Annotated in this window: 11 protein-coding genes; 3 read left to right on the top strand and 8 right to left on the bottom strand. The window is 52.2% G+C overall.

From position 1 onward, the window contains the following. Window positions 1-166: 166 nt before the first annotated feature. From dprA to FN808_RS13440, 7 genes are all read right to left on the bottom strand, one after another. Entirely contained in the window at window positions 167-1,300 is a 1,134-nt protein-coding gene (dprA, locus tag FN808_RS13410; protein WP_246068360.1) for a DNA-processing protein DprA, read from the bottom strand. Further along, the gene (gene obgE, locus FN808_RS13415; RefSeq protein WP_142715117.1) at window positions 1,263-2,285 is read right to left on the bottom strand and encodes a GTPase ObgE; all 1,023 of its coding nucleotides are present in this window, start codon (window positions 2,283-2,285) and stop codon (window positions 1,263-1,265) included. The genes dprA and obgE overlap by 38 nt, the downstream gene beginning before the upstream one ends. Window positions 2,286-2,287: 2 nt before the next feature. After that, the gene (locus FN808_RS13420) at window positions 2,288-4,474 is read right to left on the bottom strand and encodes a S9 family peptidase (RefSeq protein WP_142715118.1); all 2,187 of its coding nucleotides are present in this window, start codon (window positions 4,472-4,474) and stop codon (window positions 2,288-2,290) included. A 114-nt stretch (window positions 4,475-4,588) separates the two neighbouring features. Then, window positions 4,589-5,440: an acetyl-CoA carboxylase, carboxyltransferase subunit beta gene (accD, locus tag FN808_RS13425; RefSeq protein ID WP_142715119.1), complete on the bottom strand. Its 852-nt coding sequence runs from the start codon at window positions 5,438-5,440 to the stop codon at window positions 4,589-4,591. A gap of 308 nt (window positions 5,441-5,748) precedes the next feature. Beyond that, window positions 5,749-6,411, bottom strand: coding sequence for a tRNA (adenosine(37)-N6)-threonylcarbamoyltransferase complex dimerization subunit type 1 TsaB (gene tsaB, locus FN808_RS13430; protein ID WP_142715120.1), 663 nt, complete (start codon window positions 6,409-6,411; stop codon window positions 5,749-5,751). Between the two features lie 28 nt (window positions 6,412-6,439). Beyond that, entirely contained in the window at window positions 6,440-8,410 is a 1,971-nt protein-coding gene (locus tag FN808_RS13435) for a DUF3857 domain-containing protein (RefSeq protein WP_142715121.1), read from the bottom strand. Between the two features lie 62 nt (window positions 8,411-8,472). Further along, the gene (locus tag FN808_RS13440) at window positions 8,473-9,768 is read right to left on the bottom strand and encodes a dihydroorotase (protein WP_142715122.1); all 1,296 of its coding nucleotides are present in this window, start codon (window positions 9,766-9,768) and stop codon (window positions 8,473-8,475) included. Between the two features lie 173 nt (window positions 9,769-9,941). Here FN808_RS13440 and xseA point away from each other — a divergent pair, with 173 nt between their 5' ends. The 3 genes from xseA (at window position 9,942) to FN808_RS13455 (ending at window position 15,189) form a co-directional block, all read left to right on the top strand. Continuing rightward, window positions 9,942-11,141 carry an exodeoxyribonuclease VII large subunit gene (gene xseA / locus FN808_RS13445; RefSeq protein ID WP_142715123.1) on the top strand — a complete coding sequence of 400 codons (1,200 nt, stop codon included), beginning with the start codon at window positions 9,942-9,944 and terminating at the stop codon, window positions 11,139-11,141. A gap of 1,706 nt (window positions 11,142-12,847) precedes the next feature. Beyond that, window positions 12,848-13,327 carry a hypothetical protein gene (locus FN808_RS13450; protein ID WP_142715124.1) on the top strand — a complete coding sequence of 160 codons (480 nt, stop codon included), beginning with the start codon at window positions 12,848-12,850 and terminating at the stop codon, window positions 13,325-13,327. Between the two features lie 1,055 nt (window positions 13,328-14,382). Then, window positions 14,383-15,189, top strand: a complete 807-nt coding sequence (locus tag FN808_RS13455) for a Mut7-C RNAse domain-containing protein (RefSeq protein ID WP_142715125.1) — start codon at window positions 14,383-14,385, stop codon at window positions 15,187-15,189. 71 nt (window positions 15,190-15,260) lie between these two features. Here FN808_RS13455 and FN808_RS13460 read toward each other — a convergent pair whose 3' ends face one another. After that, window positions 15,261-16,289: an aldo/keto reductase gene (locus tag FN808_RS13460; RefSeq protein WP_142715126.1), complete on the bottom strand. Its 1,029-nt coding sequence runs from the start codon at window positions 16,287-16,289 to the stop codon at window positions 15,261-15,263. Between the last annotated feature and the right edge of the window lie 560 nt (window positions 16,290-16,849).

Here is a 16,849-nt window from a genome sequence, read left to right on the forward strand (position 1 = left end):
ATCTAAGCGCTCCTCTTTCCTCGTTTATTTTCTTTGACCACAGGCTGGAATTGCAGAACAACCTGCAATCCGGCTGCTCCCGTGATCTCAATCGGTCTTTCAAGATACTATTTCTTGCAACGAATAAAAATGGTCCGCCCGATTCCCTGTCGTTGCCCCTCGATGGCTAAAGAAGCTCAAATTTTTTCCCGGAACGCTGACACACACATTCCTGCATCTCCAGCTCCAGCAGCGTCGGCAGCAGCTTGTGCGGAGGCACGCCCACCTTCTCAGCTAACACATCAATATGCAGCGATCCTTCTTCCAGTACCCGGCATATGGCAGCTGAAGGTTCGTCGAGGTCCACAGACCTCCATTTGGGGGTCCCTCCCGAGGCTGCTGATTCCTCACCGGCTGATACATGCACATCAATCTCGCTCAGAATGTCTTCTACATTCTGCACCAGTTTACCCATGCCTCGCTGTATCAGGCTGTTACAGCCCATGGCATTAGGCGTGCCGATAGGGTGTGGAACTACAAACACCTCGCGGTTCTGATCCAGGGCCAGCTTCGCCGTTATCATGCTGCCCCCGGCAATGCCCGAGGCAGCGACAAGCGTACCCAGGGTCATTCCGCTTACAATTCGGTTTCGGACCGGAAAATTACCCGCATCGGGATCTGTCCCCAAAGGAAACTCTGATATGACAGCACCTCCGCTTTCCACGATATCCGCGGCAAGCTTCTTATGTCCCGATGGGTATATTGTATCGATGCCGGAGCCCAGTACGGCAACGGTACATCCTCCCGCCTCTACCGCTGCCCGGTGCGCCTCCCCGTCAATGCCGTAGGCCAGGCCGCTAACGACGGTCAATCCCACCCTGCATAACTCCTCCGCAAAATGCCGCGCGGCATCCCTCCCGTATTGACCGGCCTTGCGCGTGCCTACAATCGCTACGCCGTCGGTCCGAAGAGCCCCACGATATCCCCTGATCCACAAAAGCAGCGGCGGGTCGTAGATCTCACGAAGCAGCAACGGATAGTCTTCATCCCAAAAGGTCATAAGCTCTGCGCCTGTCTCTCTTGTAGACCGGAGTATACGATCGACCTCGTCCCATTTATCAAAAGAGACTATCTCATCGGCGATTTTCGGCCCAATACCGTATATCGACTGCAGTTCCCGGTTATCCATCCGGAAGATATCCTGGGGATGATCAACCTTCTGCAGCAGCAGGCGTATACGCTGTGCCCCCAGCATGGACGTCAGGTGAAGAGCGACGAACTCCCTAACTGCTGCTTGCGGTATCTTCCCTTGATGACTCAACGTTTTGAATCTGTTCCCATAACATTTCTTTCAGTTCATCTATATGGTAATTGGTTGCAGCCGAAATTTCAACTACGGGAATATCCAGATCCATCTTTTTATCGTCATCAAGCTCATAGTTCTCCTCCAGATCCATCTTGGTGATGGCCAGAATGCGCGGTTTTTCAAGCAGGTCGGAGCGATAGGCCTTCAGCTCTTCCAACAGCGCTTCGTACTCATATTGAATGTCTTGCTGCGAACTGATCATAAACAGAAGCACATTATTGCGTTCGATATGGCGCAGGAACTGAATCCCCAGCCCCCGACCGTCGTGAGCCTCTTCTATAATGCCGGGAATATCCGCCATCACAAACGTACGATAATCGGGCATGGTCACCACGCCGAGATTGGGCTGCAGGGTGGTAAAAGGATAGGAATCGATTTTGGGTTCCGCTCCGGAGATGGCTGACAGCAGCGTACTCTTGCCGGCATTGGGGAAACCGACCAGTCCCACATCTGCAATCAGTTTGAGCTCAATCTCTATGGCACGATTTTCCCCCTCCTCGCCATCCTGTGCGTGGCGCGGAGTCTGGTTGGTCGAGCTGCGGAAATGCCAGTTGCCAAGCCCGCCCTTGCCGCCCTGAGCCACAACAATCTCCTGGCCATGCTCAGTAATCTCCCCCAGCCGCTCCTTGGTCTCGGCATCATAGATCACACATCCGAGGGGGGTCTCCAGAATTTCATCGGCTCCATCTTTTCCCTTGCGCTTGCTTGATTCCCCCCGCTGGCCATCCTTGGCATTCACATATTTTCTATAGCGAAGGTCCAGCAGGGTATTCAACTGCTCATTTCCTCGAAGTATTACGTCGCCGCCATCCCCGCCGTCACCGCCGTCGGGCCCGCCACGAGGCACATACTTCTCCCGCCGAAAGTGCACGGATCCGGCTCCGCCTTTTCCTCCTGTTACATATACTTTCGCGTAATCGGCAAACTGAACTCGACCCATAGCTATAGATGTTCTAAAATGTAATCATTCAACAAGTCATAGAGATGCTCCCTTGTGTTCCCGCCGTAAATGCCGTGATTGCGATTGGGATAATACATGGTTTCAAACGATACATTCGCCGAAACCAGCCGGTTGATCATCTCGATGGTATTCTGGAAGTGTACATTGTCATCCCCTGTTCCATGCACCAGCAGATAATCCCCTTCAATCAGGTGGGCGTAAGTCAGAGGTGAACCTTCGCGGTAGCCTTCAGGATTCATCTGCGGCGTCTGCATAAAACGCTCCGTATAAATGGTATCATAAAACCGCCAGCTGGTAACAGGGGCAACCGCGATACCAGTACTGAAGACCTCGCTTCCCCTGGCAAGAGCCAGACTCGACATAAAACCGCCATAGCTCCATCCCCAGATTCCAAGGCGATCCCTGTCGATATAATCATAGGTACGCATGAGATATTTCGCTGCTTCAATCTGGTCCGTAACTTCATACTGCCCGAGCTTCTTGTAAACCTGTTGCTCGAATGCGCGTCCGCGTCCGCCGGTTCCGCGATTATCCACGCTCACCACGATATAGCCCTGGGTGGTTAAATAGCGATGCCACATCGGACGCTGCCCGGAGCCAAAATTCTTCTGCACCGTCTGGCTTCCGGGCCCACCGTACACATAAAACAGCACCGGATATTTTTTCTCGGGGTCAAAATCATGCGGCTTCATGATATAACCGTTGAGCGTAGCCTGCTCCAGGGGGATCTTGATAAATTCCTTGGTCGGAAGCTGAAAACCGGCCAGTGTTTTTTTGAGCTCGGTATTATCCTCCAGCAGCCGGATCTCTTTGCCGCTTATGTCGTGCAGGGTATACTGGGGCGGCAGGTCAGGCGTGGAAAAGGTTTCAATATAATACTTGAAATCGCGACTCATATTGATCTCATTCCAGCCATCACCATCTGTCAGCTTCTTTTTGCGGCTCCCGTCACCCCTGATACTGTACAGGTGACGCTGCAGCGGAGACTCTTCGGTGCTCATATAATAAAATCGGCCGGTGTCCTCATTGAAGCCGAGATAATTAGTTACCTCCCAGTCTCCTTTTGTAACCTGGCGGACGAGATCACCATCCATGTCATAAAGGTAAATATGGTTATAGCCAGACTCCTCGCTGGTAAAGACAAACTCACGTCCATTTTCGAGGAATTTCAGATCATCACTCACATCAATCCACGCCTTGCTGGTCTCCTGTTTGATAATGGTTGTCTGTCCTGTATTCACATCCGCCAGCATAAGGTCCAGCTGGTTTTGCAGCCGGTTCATCCGCCGAATAGCCAGCGTTTCGGGACTCTGGGTCCAGTTGATACGGGGAATATACTGGTCTTCCCCGGAGTCAATATCCATCCAGGTCGTCTCATCCTCCTGCAGATCATAGACCCCGATTTTAACCGTTGAATTCTGCTCACCGGCTTTGGGGTATTTAAAACGGGTCAGGCCCGGATAGAGCTCCTTCCAGTCCATCATTACAAATTCTTCTACCTCTGACTCATCAAACCGATAAAAGGCAATCTTTTGACCGTCCGGCGACCAATACCAGGCCCTGGCAAAACCGAACTCTTCCTCATACACCCAGTCGGCAGCCCCGTTGATGATTTTATTGTGCTCTCCGTCAGTAGTGATCGCTGTTTCGCGGCCGGTCTTCAAATCAACCCAGTAGAGATTGTTATCCTGCACGAAAGCAGCCTTTTGGCCCGATGGAGAAAGCTGCGCATACTGCTGTTTCTCATCGGAACGGGTTAGTTTCTGTGTTTTACCGGTTTCAAAATTATAAATAAAATAATTTTCGCGCGTGCTGCGCCGCCAGATCGCCTCAATGTCCGTCTTGATCAGCAGCTTACTCTCATCGGCGGAAAACTGGTAATCCTGAATGATAATCGGCTTATCCCGGCCGGGTACCTTCAGCTCCGATGTCGACAACAACACCTCATACTCACCGGTCAAAATATCATATTTTCGTATTTCGATATCCCCGTTAACGCGATTGAGCGTCGTATAATACTGTCCATCTTTCATCCAGTTGATATTCCGGATTCCCTCTGTACGGAACGTATTGTCAAATATATGCTGAAAGTCGAGTTCCCGGGGTTGGGCCTGGCCTGGCTGGACAAGCCATCCCAGGACAAAAAGGAGTAAGAAAAATCTCTTCATAGTACCTTGAATCGTTACATAGTGTTCCGCTCTGCCACATTTGAAAAGCTTATACCTTTTAAGAACGAAGAGTACCCGGCAGGCATTGCGAAGTATTTCACGCCATATCGCAGTTTATTCCTCGTACTTGTGAAGTAAAATTTTAAGCAGCTTTGTAAGCTCTGGCTTCATCTGGTTCCGCGGTGTTATAAAATCCAGGAACCCATGTTCAAGCAGATACTCCGACCGCTGGAAGCCATCTGGCAGGTCGCGGCCGATTGTCTGGCGGATTACGCGTGGCCCCGCAAAACCTATCAGTGCCTCGGGCTCGGCGATGTTGAAATCACCCAGCATTGCAAAACTGGCCGTTACCCCTCCCGTGGTGGGATTCGTCATGACTGAAATGTAGGGGACCCCCTCTTCCTCCAGCTGGGCCAGCTTGGCCGATGTTTTGGCCATCTGCATCAGGCTCAGCACGCTTTCCATCATCCGTGCCCCGCCCGACTGTGAAATGATGATGAGAGGCATCTTGTTTTCGCGGGCATGATCAATAGCCATCGCCAGCCGTTCGCCGACAACCGATCCCATGCTCCCGCCGATGAAATCAAAATCCATGCAGGCAATAACTACATCCAGATCGTTCATCTTTCCGATGCCAACACGCACGGCGTCGGAGTGTCCTGTCTTTTCCTGGTATTCCTTTAACCGATCGGAATATTTTTTCCGATCTTCAAAATTCAACGGATCGGCAGGCACAATCTCCTGTCCGATCTCGTCAAAAGTGCCGTCATCAAACAGAAATGAAAAATATTCCTCACTGCCGATGCGAAAATGATAACCGCTGAGTGGATCCACCCAAAGGTTGTCCTCAACCTCCCGGCGGTGCACCGTCTCGCCGGTCGTGGGCACTTTGATCCACACCCCTTCCGGCATTTCCTTGCGCTGATCAGTCTGTATATTTTTATCCTTTCGCTTAAACCAATCCATGAAAAATATTTTTGTTTAAATGGAACCCCAAAATAATGATTCTCCGACGAAGCTAAAATCTTTTTATTGGCCGATGACGCCTCCACTCAAGCAGCAATAACAGGGCTTAGAGTGTATATAGTTCTATTTATTTTAATACGAAACTATTCATCATCGAGACAAAAAGCCTTATCTGAAAGCATCCTTTGCACGCATTTGGGATATAAGCGCTCAGGAGGCCAACTTGCGGTGTCGTGCCGCAATGCCCGGCAGGTACCCGGAGCATTTCGCGATGGACATGACAGCCGAAGCTGCCAGCAGCTGCTAATCTACCGGACCTGATTGGACGTATAGTACCGGGGATCGAAAGACTCGGGAGCAACCTGGCGATAGAAGCAAGTAACACCTTTCTGGTAAAGCCTGATCAACGATTGAGCTGTGATAGCTTCGGACCCATACGTATGGACCTTTTCCATGGCATCTTCACTGATGCGCCCCAATCCCGTTCCAATCAGCATGTCGCCCCTGCTGATCCTGTCTTCAAACGTTTCTATGGGGATCACCTTCACATCATCCTCAGCTTTCAGCTCGGCGCCGGCCAGCTGAAACTGTTGATGATACACATGAACTCGTCGGGCATCGATAATGCAATGGATGGCTCCCCTCCGCTGATTTTCTTCCGTAACGGCCTTCATCGCAAAAGCGGCAAGGGTATTGACTCCGTAGAGGGGAACCTCGGTCTGAAAGAGCAGTCCTTTAACGGCGCTGGCACCGATGCGAAGCCCGGTGTAAGATCCCGGCCCCTCGCTTATCAGCATGGCAGAAAGGTCCTGCAGTCGGAACTGGTGTTCCTCCATCAGTTCTTCAATAAAAAGAAAGAGCTGCTCAGAATGAGCGCCCCGCTTTTCAATCCTTTTTTCAAATAGTTTGCCCCTCTCATTACAGAAAGCGACCGAACATACGTTTGTTGCCGTTTCAATAGCCAGTAGCATGCAAGAACCGATTAGAAGTTACCATTGGTCAGCGTTCAATCATCCAGTAGCTGTTGCTGAGCTCCACCCAGCGTTCATAAAGCGCATACAGCTGTTCGAACTGGTCCACTGCGAAATTCTGCCGTTCAATATCAATTTTATAATCATAGCTGAGGGTTCCCCGCTCCACCGCATAAGATTCTTGGAAATGCGCTCCCGGGAAATTAAGCTCATTACCCTGCGTGGTGTTTTCTGCCTCAAAGCCGCGCGGCAGTTCAATATTATAGTGTACCTCCAGCTGCTCGGGGGCTGTAAGGGTAATCGGCAGGTCCCGGCTGGTATCCTTGAACGGATTTTCCCGCTGGTATCCTACCACCATGGGACGGAACCGGAGCCCATCGGTAAAGCTGGCAGCATAGTTCTCAATTTCAAATTGTCCCCTCACTTCTACCGGACCGGAATAACTCTCAAACTCACGAATCGTCACATCATTCAGGCGTATTTGCCCATAACCGTCGAATAAAGTGCGGCGAAGCACCTCGGCATCCGAGCGGCCGTTGGCTTTCTGCTGCCTGATAAGCTGGGCGGGATAACCGCGCTGAAAGGACACTACCTCGCCGCGCAAAGTGCCGTCTGCCTGTAACTGTCCATCGACCTGTACCTGGATATCCACCCGGCTGTTTTCGGCCCGCATTGGTATCCAGGTGAAGGAGTCCTCGCGCAGCAGCAGGCCCTCCCCGTTGTTGATTTCCACCGGGAGCAGGTTGGGCTGACTATACGCAAAGCTAGCATCCATAAGATACGTCTGGCCTTCTATCTTGCTCTGAACGGCAAGGGCGTTAAACTGGTAAAAAGAAGGGAAATCCCGGTTAATCCTGCCCGACGACCGCGTAGAAGTCAACAGCGGATGAGCCTCGATCCCAGCCCCGCGAAGCATCGCCAGCAGCGTCTGGTTGATGGCGGCCTGATCCACCGCCTGGCCGGAGAGCACTTCCGTATCAGACCGGCTGCTGTAGGGGGCATATGACCCCGAAAACCGGGCCTGGTCATTTACAAAACTAAAAATACGATCCTGAATTTGTTGCGGAGCCTCCCCGGGATGGGCCGATGCAATGGAATCGCCCAGCGCCCGGGCCCGCCCGTAGTCCCTGATCTCGGTGAGGGGATTCGTGTTGCGACGCAGCTTGGCCACCACAACCGCCCAGCTGATATCCAGCTGCTGGCGCGGCAGTCCAAAGGCTTTCAGGATAAACTTGATTTTCCCCCGGTAATCATCCAGCGATGATATATACGCCTCCTCCTGCACCGGCGGGATATCCCGGGCTACCCACCGCTCGGTGACCACCGGCTCCGGCCGGGGCAGCGTAAAAATCTTGGGCACCGAACTGGTATCCCGGTAGGCAAACGTATGCTGGAGCGGCCCGTCAAAATTCTCAACCACGCCCTCGTAGCGAAGGTACTGGGGATAGGTTATGCTTACCCTGGCATGGGCGGTAGGTACCCGCTGGTTGAGGTAGAAGTCCGGCAGCTCCTCAATGTAGCGGCGGCTGATCACATAGCGGTATTCCAGCACCGCCCCGTCGCGGACTGCCGGCATCTCAAATTCCTTCACCTTGTACCGCCCGTTGATATCGATGGTCTTGATGGTCTCCGGATCAAGGGATACTTCCTTGCCGGAAGGCAGGTGGGTGAGCCCCCGGAGGCCTGAAATCTGCTCCATATTTTCATCATAATAATAGGGAATAGTTACCATGGAAGCTTCCCGTGCCGAGGCATCAAAGACCTTTAACCGCATGTGATGTTCGAGGACGGCGATGATATTGCCATTCGTCTGCCGGAAAGAAACATCCACCTCCTTGTTGGTAATGAGATAAGGAGCCGCTGAATCCCCCGACGGGGCCGGCATCCGGAACAGCGAATCTGGAATAATACCGAATTGGGTATCCGTTCCGTCCTGGGCACCGGCCATCCCCGTGCCCAGGATGCATAAGAATGTCAGAAACGTGAAGAAATGACGCAAAAGCGGAGGCTCAAATTAGAGTTAGATGATCATAACGCTCAAACCGCTTATTCATTCTGTGGCTATATCTCGTTTATAACAAAACGGCTTTTATTATAGATGCCTTCAGCCCTTCCCGTCATTTCCTGTCCGAGGTACGGAGAGTTCGTCGATTTCGAACGAACCTTCTGCTCGTCAAAGGTCCAGGTTTCATCCGTATTAAAGAGTGTCAGATTGGCTTTTGCCCCCTTCTTGATTTCCGGAATATCCAGGTTCAGAATCCTGCGCGGGCTTGTCACAAACTTCTCAAGCAACTTCGGCAGCTCCAGGATTCCCGCCGACAGCAGCCGGTGCACGCTCACGCTCCAGGCGGTCTCCAGGCCGATAATTCCGTTGGGAGCATAGATAAATTCGACCTCCTTCTCTTCGATCGCATGCGGGGCATGGTCGGTACAAATGGCATCTATGGTACCGTCCGCCAATCCCTCGATCATCGCGTTCACATCCTCCCGGGAGCGCAGCGGCGGATGCATTTTTACATTGGTGTCAAAATCGCGCTTTTCTATCTCCTCATCCGTCAAATCGAAGTGGTGGGGACAGACTTCCGTAGTCACATTGATGCCGTCCGCTTTTGCCCGCCGCACCAATTCCACCGCCCGGGCCGTACTGATATGAGCTACATGCACATGTCCCCCTGTAAACTCCGCCAGCAGGATATCCCGTGCAATCATCGTCTCTTCGGCAATGCCGGGCGTGCCGTCAATCCCCAGCCGTGCCGACACTTTTCCCTCGTGCATGTGACCCGGACGGGAAAGCTTTAAATCCTCCTCGTGATTGATGATGGGCATCTCCAGCATCGAAGAATATTCCAGGGCCACGCGCATCAGCTGGGAATTATACACCGGGTCACCGTCGTCGCTGAAGGCCACGGCCCCGCCCTCTTTCATGTCAGCCATCTCCGCGATGGAGATTCCTTTCCGTTCTTTAGATACACAGCCGATAGGATGCACGTCCACCGGAAGATCGCTGGCCCTGTTGCGGATGAACTCCACCACATCGCGCGAATCGATGGCCGGCTGGGTATTAGGCATGCAGGCCACCTCTGTAAAACCACCGAAGGCAGCAGCGGCACAGCCCGTCTCAATCGTTTCCTTATGCTCAAAGCCCGGCTCCCGCAGGTGCACATGCATATCCATCCATCCGCCGGAGACATATGCTCCGTCCGCATCGTGGACCGACTCATCCCCGGCGGCTTCCAAATCCGTTCCTATTTCAGCGATATTGCCATCGGCAATGCGAAGATCCAGCTGCCGGCTGCCGTCGAAATCAGCCCCGACCGGCTTCACGTTCTTAAGTAGTAAATTAGGTGTGTAACTCATACAAACTTTCCGTTATTTTTGATGATGCTTAATATACAAAAACCAGCGGGCTGATGAAGCTGATTTCCCGATTTTGCCCAGCCCCCGCAAACAGTCGGTTCTTACTGCTGTTTGCGAGCGGGATCAGCCTGCCTGCCAACACTGTCAATGAAAACTGTTAACCAAACCCTGCCATGCCGCAACCGGACCTTTTTGCCTCCTCCACGCTGACCGTCTCCGAGCTCACCGAAGATATCAAACTCCTTCTGGAAGGCAACTTCCCGGACGTCAAAGTGGAAGGCGAAGTCAGCAATGCCTCCACCAGCCGAAGCGGTCATACCTACTTTACCCTCAAAGATGAAGATGCCCAGCTCTCCTGTGTGATCTGGAGCGGCATCAACCGCCGCCTGGATATTGACCTCACTGACGGCCAGCATATCATAGCCGGCGGAGATATCCAGGTCTATCCACCACACGGCAAATACCAGCTGATCGTCCGTTCCGTGGAGCAGGCCGGGGTGGGAGCCCTCCAGAAAGCCTTTGAAAAGCTTAAGGCCCGGCTCAAAAAAGAAGGACTTTTCGAAGAACACCACAAGAAACCGCTCCCCCGGTTCCCCTTCAGGATCGGAGTCGTTACCTCCGCTACCGGAGCCGCCTTTCACGATATACGCGATACCCTGGAGCGCCGCTGGCCGGCGGCTACGGTCTACCTCCACCACGCCAGCGTGCAGGGGGCCAACGCTGCCCCCGAACTGGTCAGGGCTATTAACTGGTTTTCGTCCCGTCAAGATGTGGACCTGCTGATCGTGGGACGCGGCGGCGGGTCGCTGGAGGACCTCTGGCCCTTTAATGAAGAAGCCGTGGCCCGGGCCCTCTTCAACTGCCGGGTTCCAACCATCAGCGCTGTAGGGCACGAGGTGGATTTCAGCATCTCCGATTTTGTGGCTGACGCCCGGGCGGCCACACCCACCCAGGCTGCCATTCTCGCCACGCCGGATATCAACGAAGTGCGCATGTATGCCGATGACCTGTCCAACCGCCTGCACTCGTCGGTGGAAGACCGCCTGACCAATTACAAAGAGCACGTCCGCCAGCTCGTCCAGTCGCATGCCCTGCAGGTAGTACGGCAGAAAGTCACCGGGTTTCACGAGCGGGTCAGCGGGCTGCAGCATCGGCTGCAGCATCAGCAACAGGTGATGATCATGCAGAAAAGAGAGGTCCTCAGTGAGCTGCGTCACCGGCTCGCAATTCGCAATCCCAACGCAGCCCTGGAACAGGGCTACAGCCGCATCCGCCAGGAGGGGAAGTGGATTAAATCCTTCAAGGCCTTCAACAAGAAGAAGGCTGCAACCATCGAATGGAAGGACGGGAAAGCAGAACTGAATGACAAATAACGATTGCTCCCGGCGTTGCTTTGCACCAGCAGCCGGCTACATTCTTCCCTTTTTGGCGAAAAAACGGACGATTTCAGCAAGCTGATAAATTTTCTGTTGCCTTTTCTTCTAATTGAAACTAATCCTTTTTTTATATGGCACCTTTTGAATGGTCAAAAGGTGCGTAAAAACCACCGGCTGAACCTGCTTCGGCGTACGGGATCGCTCGCTGCGGAAATAAATGAAGATGTTGGTTTTTCTGTAGCTCCAACACCCCTTCTGCTCCGGAACACTTACTGCTTTTACCACCGCTTTCCCCATTTATTTCGTTATCGCAGCTCCCGTTCCCTTTTCACGCCTCACCAGCCAAGGCCGGCTATTTGGGAAGCTTTGATCCATAACCTTTTGATCTTAACACAAAGTGCCCGAATAGTAGAAGATTTCTCACTGCACTGCGTTTCGTTCGAAATGACGAGGATGCTGGATTGATGCGGGTAGCCTTACAAGGGTGACCATTTTTCACCTGCCCCCCATCGTCATCTCGACCGGCAGGGAGAGATCTTCTATTCTCAAGGCTGAGAGCCCAAATAACAGGAAATTCCTTGCTAGGGCTTGAAATGAACTATGTTTAAAATCAACCAACCGACACTTTTTTTGGTCCAGCTTGCTGACCCCGGCTTGTACAGGGTTTGGTGACAAAAATGGACAACTAAAAACGTTTTTCGGTTTCCCTAAACACATACCTAAAACAATTTCTTTTTTATATATAACCACTTTTGGATGGCCAAAAGTGGAGCAAAAACCACCGGCTGAACCTGCTTCGGCGCACGGGATCGCTCGCTGTGGAAATAAATGAAGATGTTGTTTTTCCTATAGTCCCAACATACTTATTGCTCCGGATCACTCGCTGCCTTTGCCCCTGCTTTCCCCATTTATTTCGTTATCGCAGCTCCCGCTCCCTTTTCACGCCTCACCAGCCAAGGCCGGCTGTTTGGGAAGCTTTGATCCATAACCTTTTGATCTTAACACAGGGTGCCCGCACAATAGAAGATTTCTCACTCCACTGTGTTCCGTTCGAAATGACGAGGATGCTGGATTGATGCGGGTAGCCTTACAAAGAATTACTCTTTCTTTACCTGCCCCTCATCGTCATCTCGACCGGCAGGGAGAGATCTTCTATTCTTCAGGCTAAGTGCCCAGATAGTAGAAACTATCTCAGCCGGCAATTTTTTTGGTCCAGCTTGCCTGGTACCGATCCTTCGGGATTTCTTCGTTGAAAAAAGGAATAAATATTTAACTCCTCGGTGCTGATGACTATTATCAACGCTGATTCAAGCCTCCGCCAGCCCCTCGTCAAACAGAAATTCTTCTGGTTGGGTTTTGTCACATGCAAAAAAAGAGCACTCTCTAAAAAAATCTAAATTAATTCTTTTTATATAGCACCTTTTGAATGGCCAAAAGGTGCGTAAAAACCACCGGCTGTACCTGCTTCGGCGTCCGGAAAAGCTTGCACCATGACCTTCAACATTCAACACATAACCTGCAACAGAACGAACTCCAGGTGGGGCTTATCACTTTCATTAAAGAATAATAAATACCCCGGCCTGCTTAACTGCAGGCACGACACACGACATGGGATGTTGGGAATGGAGCTTTGAACATCTTATGTTATAAGAAGATACAAAACGGACGTCGGCAAGGATCTTCAACCACCTAGGCCCAACTTTATGTTTGACCAATATCGCATACAGATTGATTACAAACCCCGCCAGCAGCAATTCCTGAATGCCCTGCTGGCACTGGGCACCGGTGTGCTTACCCTCATCTATCCCAACTTTCTGTATCTCATCGCCGCGGGTTACCTGGTGGCCCTGGGACTGCTGTTCATGGCTTTTAGACTGCCTTCCGTCCTTTCAGCCATCCCCATCGTCACCGGCGTGATTATCTTCATTTTCCCCGAACTTATTCCCATCACCTTTGCAGCTTTTCTCGGCCTGTTTGGATTCCTGCTCCTGTTCGGCTTCCAGTTTTCCATCGTCGGTGTGCTCACGCTAATCATTGCCGCACTCATTCTTATGAACCCGGATTCAGTAGCCTATCTGATTGCCACTTTCCTCCTCGTCTACGCCGTTTCCAACCTGATCCGCTTCTACCGCAACTGGAAAAAAAGCGGCCCCTCCACCGGCGATCAGGTGAGCATTCAGTGAGGGTGCACGGGTAAAACAGTTATCCGGGGCTGTCTTTTCTTCTAATTGAAATCTATTCTTTTCATACAGCACCTTTTGGATGGTCAAAAGTGGAGCAAAAACCACCGCCTGAACCTGCTTCGGCGTACGGGATCGCTCGCTGCGGAAATAAATGCAGATGTCGTTTTTTCTGTAGCTCCAACGCACCTACTACTCCGGATCACTCACTGCTTTTACCACTGCTTTCCCCATTTATTTCGTTATCGCAACTCCCGCTCCCTTTTCACGCCTCACCAGCCAAGGCCGGCTGTTTGGGGTAACCTTAATTCACATCATTTTATTTTCAAGGCTGAGTGCCCGCACAGTAAAAGATTTCTCACTCCACTGCGTTCCGTTCGAAATGACGGGGGTGCTGGATTGATGCGGGTAGCCTTACCAAGGATTACTCTTTCTTTACCTGCCCCACAGAGTCATCTCGACCGGCAGGGAGAGAGCTTCTATTCTCAAGGCTGAGTCCCCAAATAGCAGGAAATTCCTTGCAAGGCTTGAAATGAACTGTGTTTAAAATCGACCAACGGATACTTTATTGGTCCAGCTTGCTGGCCCCGGCTTATACGGAGTTTGGTGACAAAAATGGACAACTAAGAACGTTTTTCGGTTTCCCTAAACACATACCTAAAACAATTTCTTCTTTATATACCACTTTTGGGTGGCCAAAAGTGGAACAAAAACCACCGGCTGAACCTGCTTCGGCGCACGGGATCGTTCGCTGCGGAAATAAATGCAGATGTTGGTTTTTCTGTAACTTCAACGCACCCCTTGCTCTGAAACACTTACTGCTTTTACCACCGCTTTCCCCATTTATTTCGTTACCGCAGCTCCCGTTCCCTTTTCACGCCTCACCAGCCAAGGCCGGCTGTTTGGGGAAATTAATCCACAACTTTCAACCTTTAACTTTTAACATATACCCTGTAATGGATCAGATACACCAATAAAAAAATCGCGCCCCAGCGATCAGGCTAAACCTGGAAAAAAACTTGCTGCCGGACCGTAAACCCATCAACTGCTTGTTAATAATGCCTAACTTATATTATCATATCCACGCAGCCTTGACCAATAATCTTAACCGGCAGCATCATATGATTTCCCTGACCCTCCGCTTTTACGGGGACCTGAAGGAACTGCTTCTCATCTCGCACGATGGGATGCCCGTCCATCGGCGGCTCCCTCTGCCGACCTCGGTCAAGGACCTTATCGAAGGCTGCGGCGTGCCCCACACGGAAGTGGACCTGGTTCTGGTTGACAGGGAACCCGCCTCCTTCAGCCGGCTCGTCGAGGACGGGGAATATATCAGCATCTATCCTCCCTTCAGTACTATCGAGCTCCCCTCCGGCCAGCGCCTGCAGCAACCCCTGTCGGGCCCGGCCCGTTTCCTGGCAGATGTCAACCTCGGCAAACTTGCCTGGTATCTCCGAATGGCCGGCTTCGATACGGCCTACCGTAACAACGCCGAAGACAGGGAGCTGCTCGAGCAGATGGAGGAAGAGAAGCGCATACTGCTGACGCGCGACCGCAAGCTGCTTATGCATAACGCCGTTGAACACGGCTATCTTCCACGGTCTGATGATCCGGTCGAACAGTTGCAGGAAGTGTTCGGGCGCTTTCATCTCCTTCGGGAAACAGCCCCCTTCACGCGGTGCCCGCACTGCAACGGCCGGCTCCGGCAGGTGGCCAAGGAAGACATCATTGACCGGCTTGAACCGCTGACCAAACGCCACTACCAAACATTCTCCCAGTGTCCCGACTGTGGACAGGTGTACTGGTCGGGCTCGCACCTCCGGCGGCTGGATCCCCGGATCCGGGAGTTACTCACTACCGGATGACGCCCAGCCCTTCGCAGGCATGCACCACGGGGCGGATATTTCATCGCTATCCGGGTATGACTGCCTGTCTCCTACTGCTCCGGGATCCGATCTGAATCCTGGCGGTCCACCATCCAGAACGGGTAGCGATCGGCCGTGGCCGAGACTTCATCCAGGGCATCCAGCTCCTCGCTGCTGAGCGTGATATTCACCGAACGGATATCCGACTCGAGCTGCTGCATGTTTTTGGCCCCGATGATGGTACTGGTGACGCCCGACTGCAAGCGAACCCACGCCAGCGCCACCTCGGCAACCGTGGCCCCATGCGTCTCGGCAATCTCCTCCATGACCTCCACAATATCATAGGCCTGTTCCTTGTCGATGGGCGGGAAATCAAAATCATCGCGCCGCGAACCGTCGCCGGCCCTGGGAGTGTCACGGGTATATTTTCCACTCAGAAACCCTCCGGCCAGCGGACTCCATGGCATGAATCCCAGCTGCTCGGACTGGCTCATCGGCAGCAGCGCATCTTCCACGTCGCGTCCCGACAGCGAATAAAAATACTGCATCGCCTTGAACGCGTGCCAGCCCTCCCGACGGGCGATGCCCTGCGCCTTCATCACCATCCAGGCCGGCCAGTTGCAGACACCGATATAGCGGACCTTGCCCGTCTCAACAATGTCGTTGAGGCTTCGCATAATCTCACGGGTGGAAGTCACCATATCCACCCCGTGCACGTACAGCAGGTCGATGTAGTCGAGCTGCAGCCGCTCAAGACTGTTGTCCACCGAGTTAAAGATATGAAAGCGCGAGAGTCCCCGGTTGTTGGGATCATCTCCCATGGTTCCCCGTACCTTGGTAGCTATGACCAGTTCCTGTCGGTTGAGTTCCAGGTTTTTGAGGCTGTTGCCCAGGATAGACTCGGACTGGCCGTACGAATAGATATTGGCCGTATCAATAAAATTAATACCCGCATCCACTGATTTCTTAATCAGTGCATCCGCTTCTTTCTGTTTCTGCTGGCCGATGGCTTCCCAGTACCCTTCTCCTCCGAAGGTCATCGTCCCAAAACAGAGTTCAGAAACCAGCAGTCCCGTATCGCCTAATAGATTGTATTTCATGATGAATAAGTTAATGAGTTAATGTCCGTTGTTGCTTCAATGCAACAGCAGCCCCCGGCACAGCATTCCGCTCCTCAACCTCTCCCCTGGTAAAACAGCTATTCTTCAAGACGGACCTTGTCCTATTCGTCAGAAAGTGATGACAACCCGCCTCAAGAAACATCCACGGCTGGGGGCATAGAGCCAAACAAAACCGAAGCGGCCCGCTGGAGATTGAGCCGGGGAGCCCGTAACGGGAGAAGTATACCATGTATAGAAAACAGAGCACGGCATATGGGACATGCCTTTTTATGTCCCTATAGGGATCAGCGGCTGTTCCCTCTAAGGATAAGACGTCCATCCCTACAGGGATATGAATAACAGGTGCCCGCGGATAACTATCCTGTTGCCCTCTCCTTTAATTTAAACCCATCCTTTTTTATTTAACCACTTTTGGATGGCCAAAAGTGGAGCAAAAACCACCGGCTGTTTGGGGTAAAATGACTCACTACATTTTTTCCTAAAGAAAGAGTGCCCGAATAGTAGAAGATTTCTCACTTCACTGTGTTCCGTTCGAAATG

The sequence above is a fragment of the Fodinibius sediminis genome (assembly GCF_900182555.1).
Taxonomy (GTDB): Bacteria; Bacteroidota; Rhodothermia; order Balneolales; family Balneolaceae; genus Fodinibius; species Fodinibius sediminis.

Bases quoted from the DNA above. Each gene is read 5' to 3' on its own strand.
- tsaB (WP_142715120.1), bottom strand. From the start codon at position 6,411: ATGCTACTGGCTATTGAAACGGCAACAAACGTATGTTCGGTCGCTTTC.
- obgE (WP_142715117.1), bottom strand. From the start codon at position 2,285: ATGGGTCGAGTTCAGTTTGCCGATTACGCGAAAGTATATGTAACAGGA.
- FN808_RS13440 (WP_142715122.1), bottom strand. From the start codon at position 9,768: ATGAGTTACACACCTAATTTACTACTTAAGAACGTGAAGCCGGTCGGG.
- xseA (WP_142715123.1), top strand. From the start codon at position 9,942: ATGCCGCAACCGGACCTTTTTGCCTCCTCCACGCTGACCGTCTCCGAG.
- FN808_RS13455 (WP_142715125.1), top strand. From the start codon at position 14,383: ATGCCTAACTTATATTATCATATCCACGCAGCCTTGACCAATAATCTT.
- FN808_RS13460 (WP_142715126.1), bottom strand. From the start codon at position 16,289: ATGAAATACAATCTATTAGGCGATACGGGACTGCTGGTTTCTGAACTC.
- FN808_RS13450 (WP_142715124.1), top strand. From the start codon at position 12,848: ATGTTTGACCAATATCGCATACAGATTGATTACAAACCCCGCCAGCAG.
- accD (WP_142715119.1), bottom strand. From the start codon at position 5,440: ATGGATTGGTTTAAGCGAAAGGATAAAAATATACAGACTGATCAGCGC.
- FN808_RS13420 (WP_142715118.1), bottom strand. From the start codon at position 4,474: ATGAAGAGATTTTTCTTACTCCTTTTTGTCCTGGGATGGCTTGTCCAG.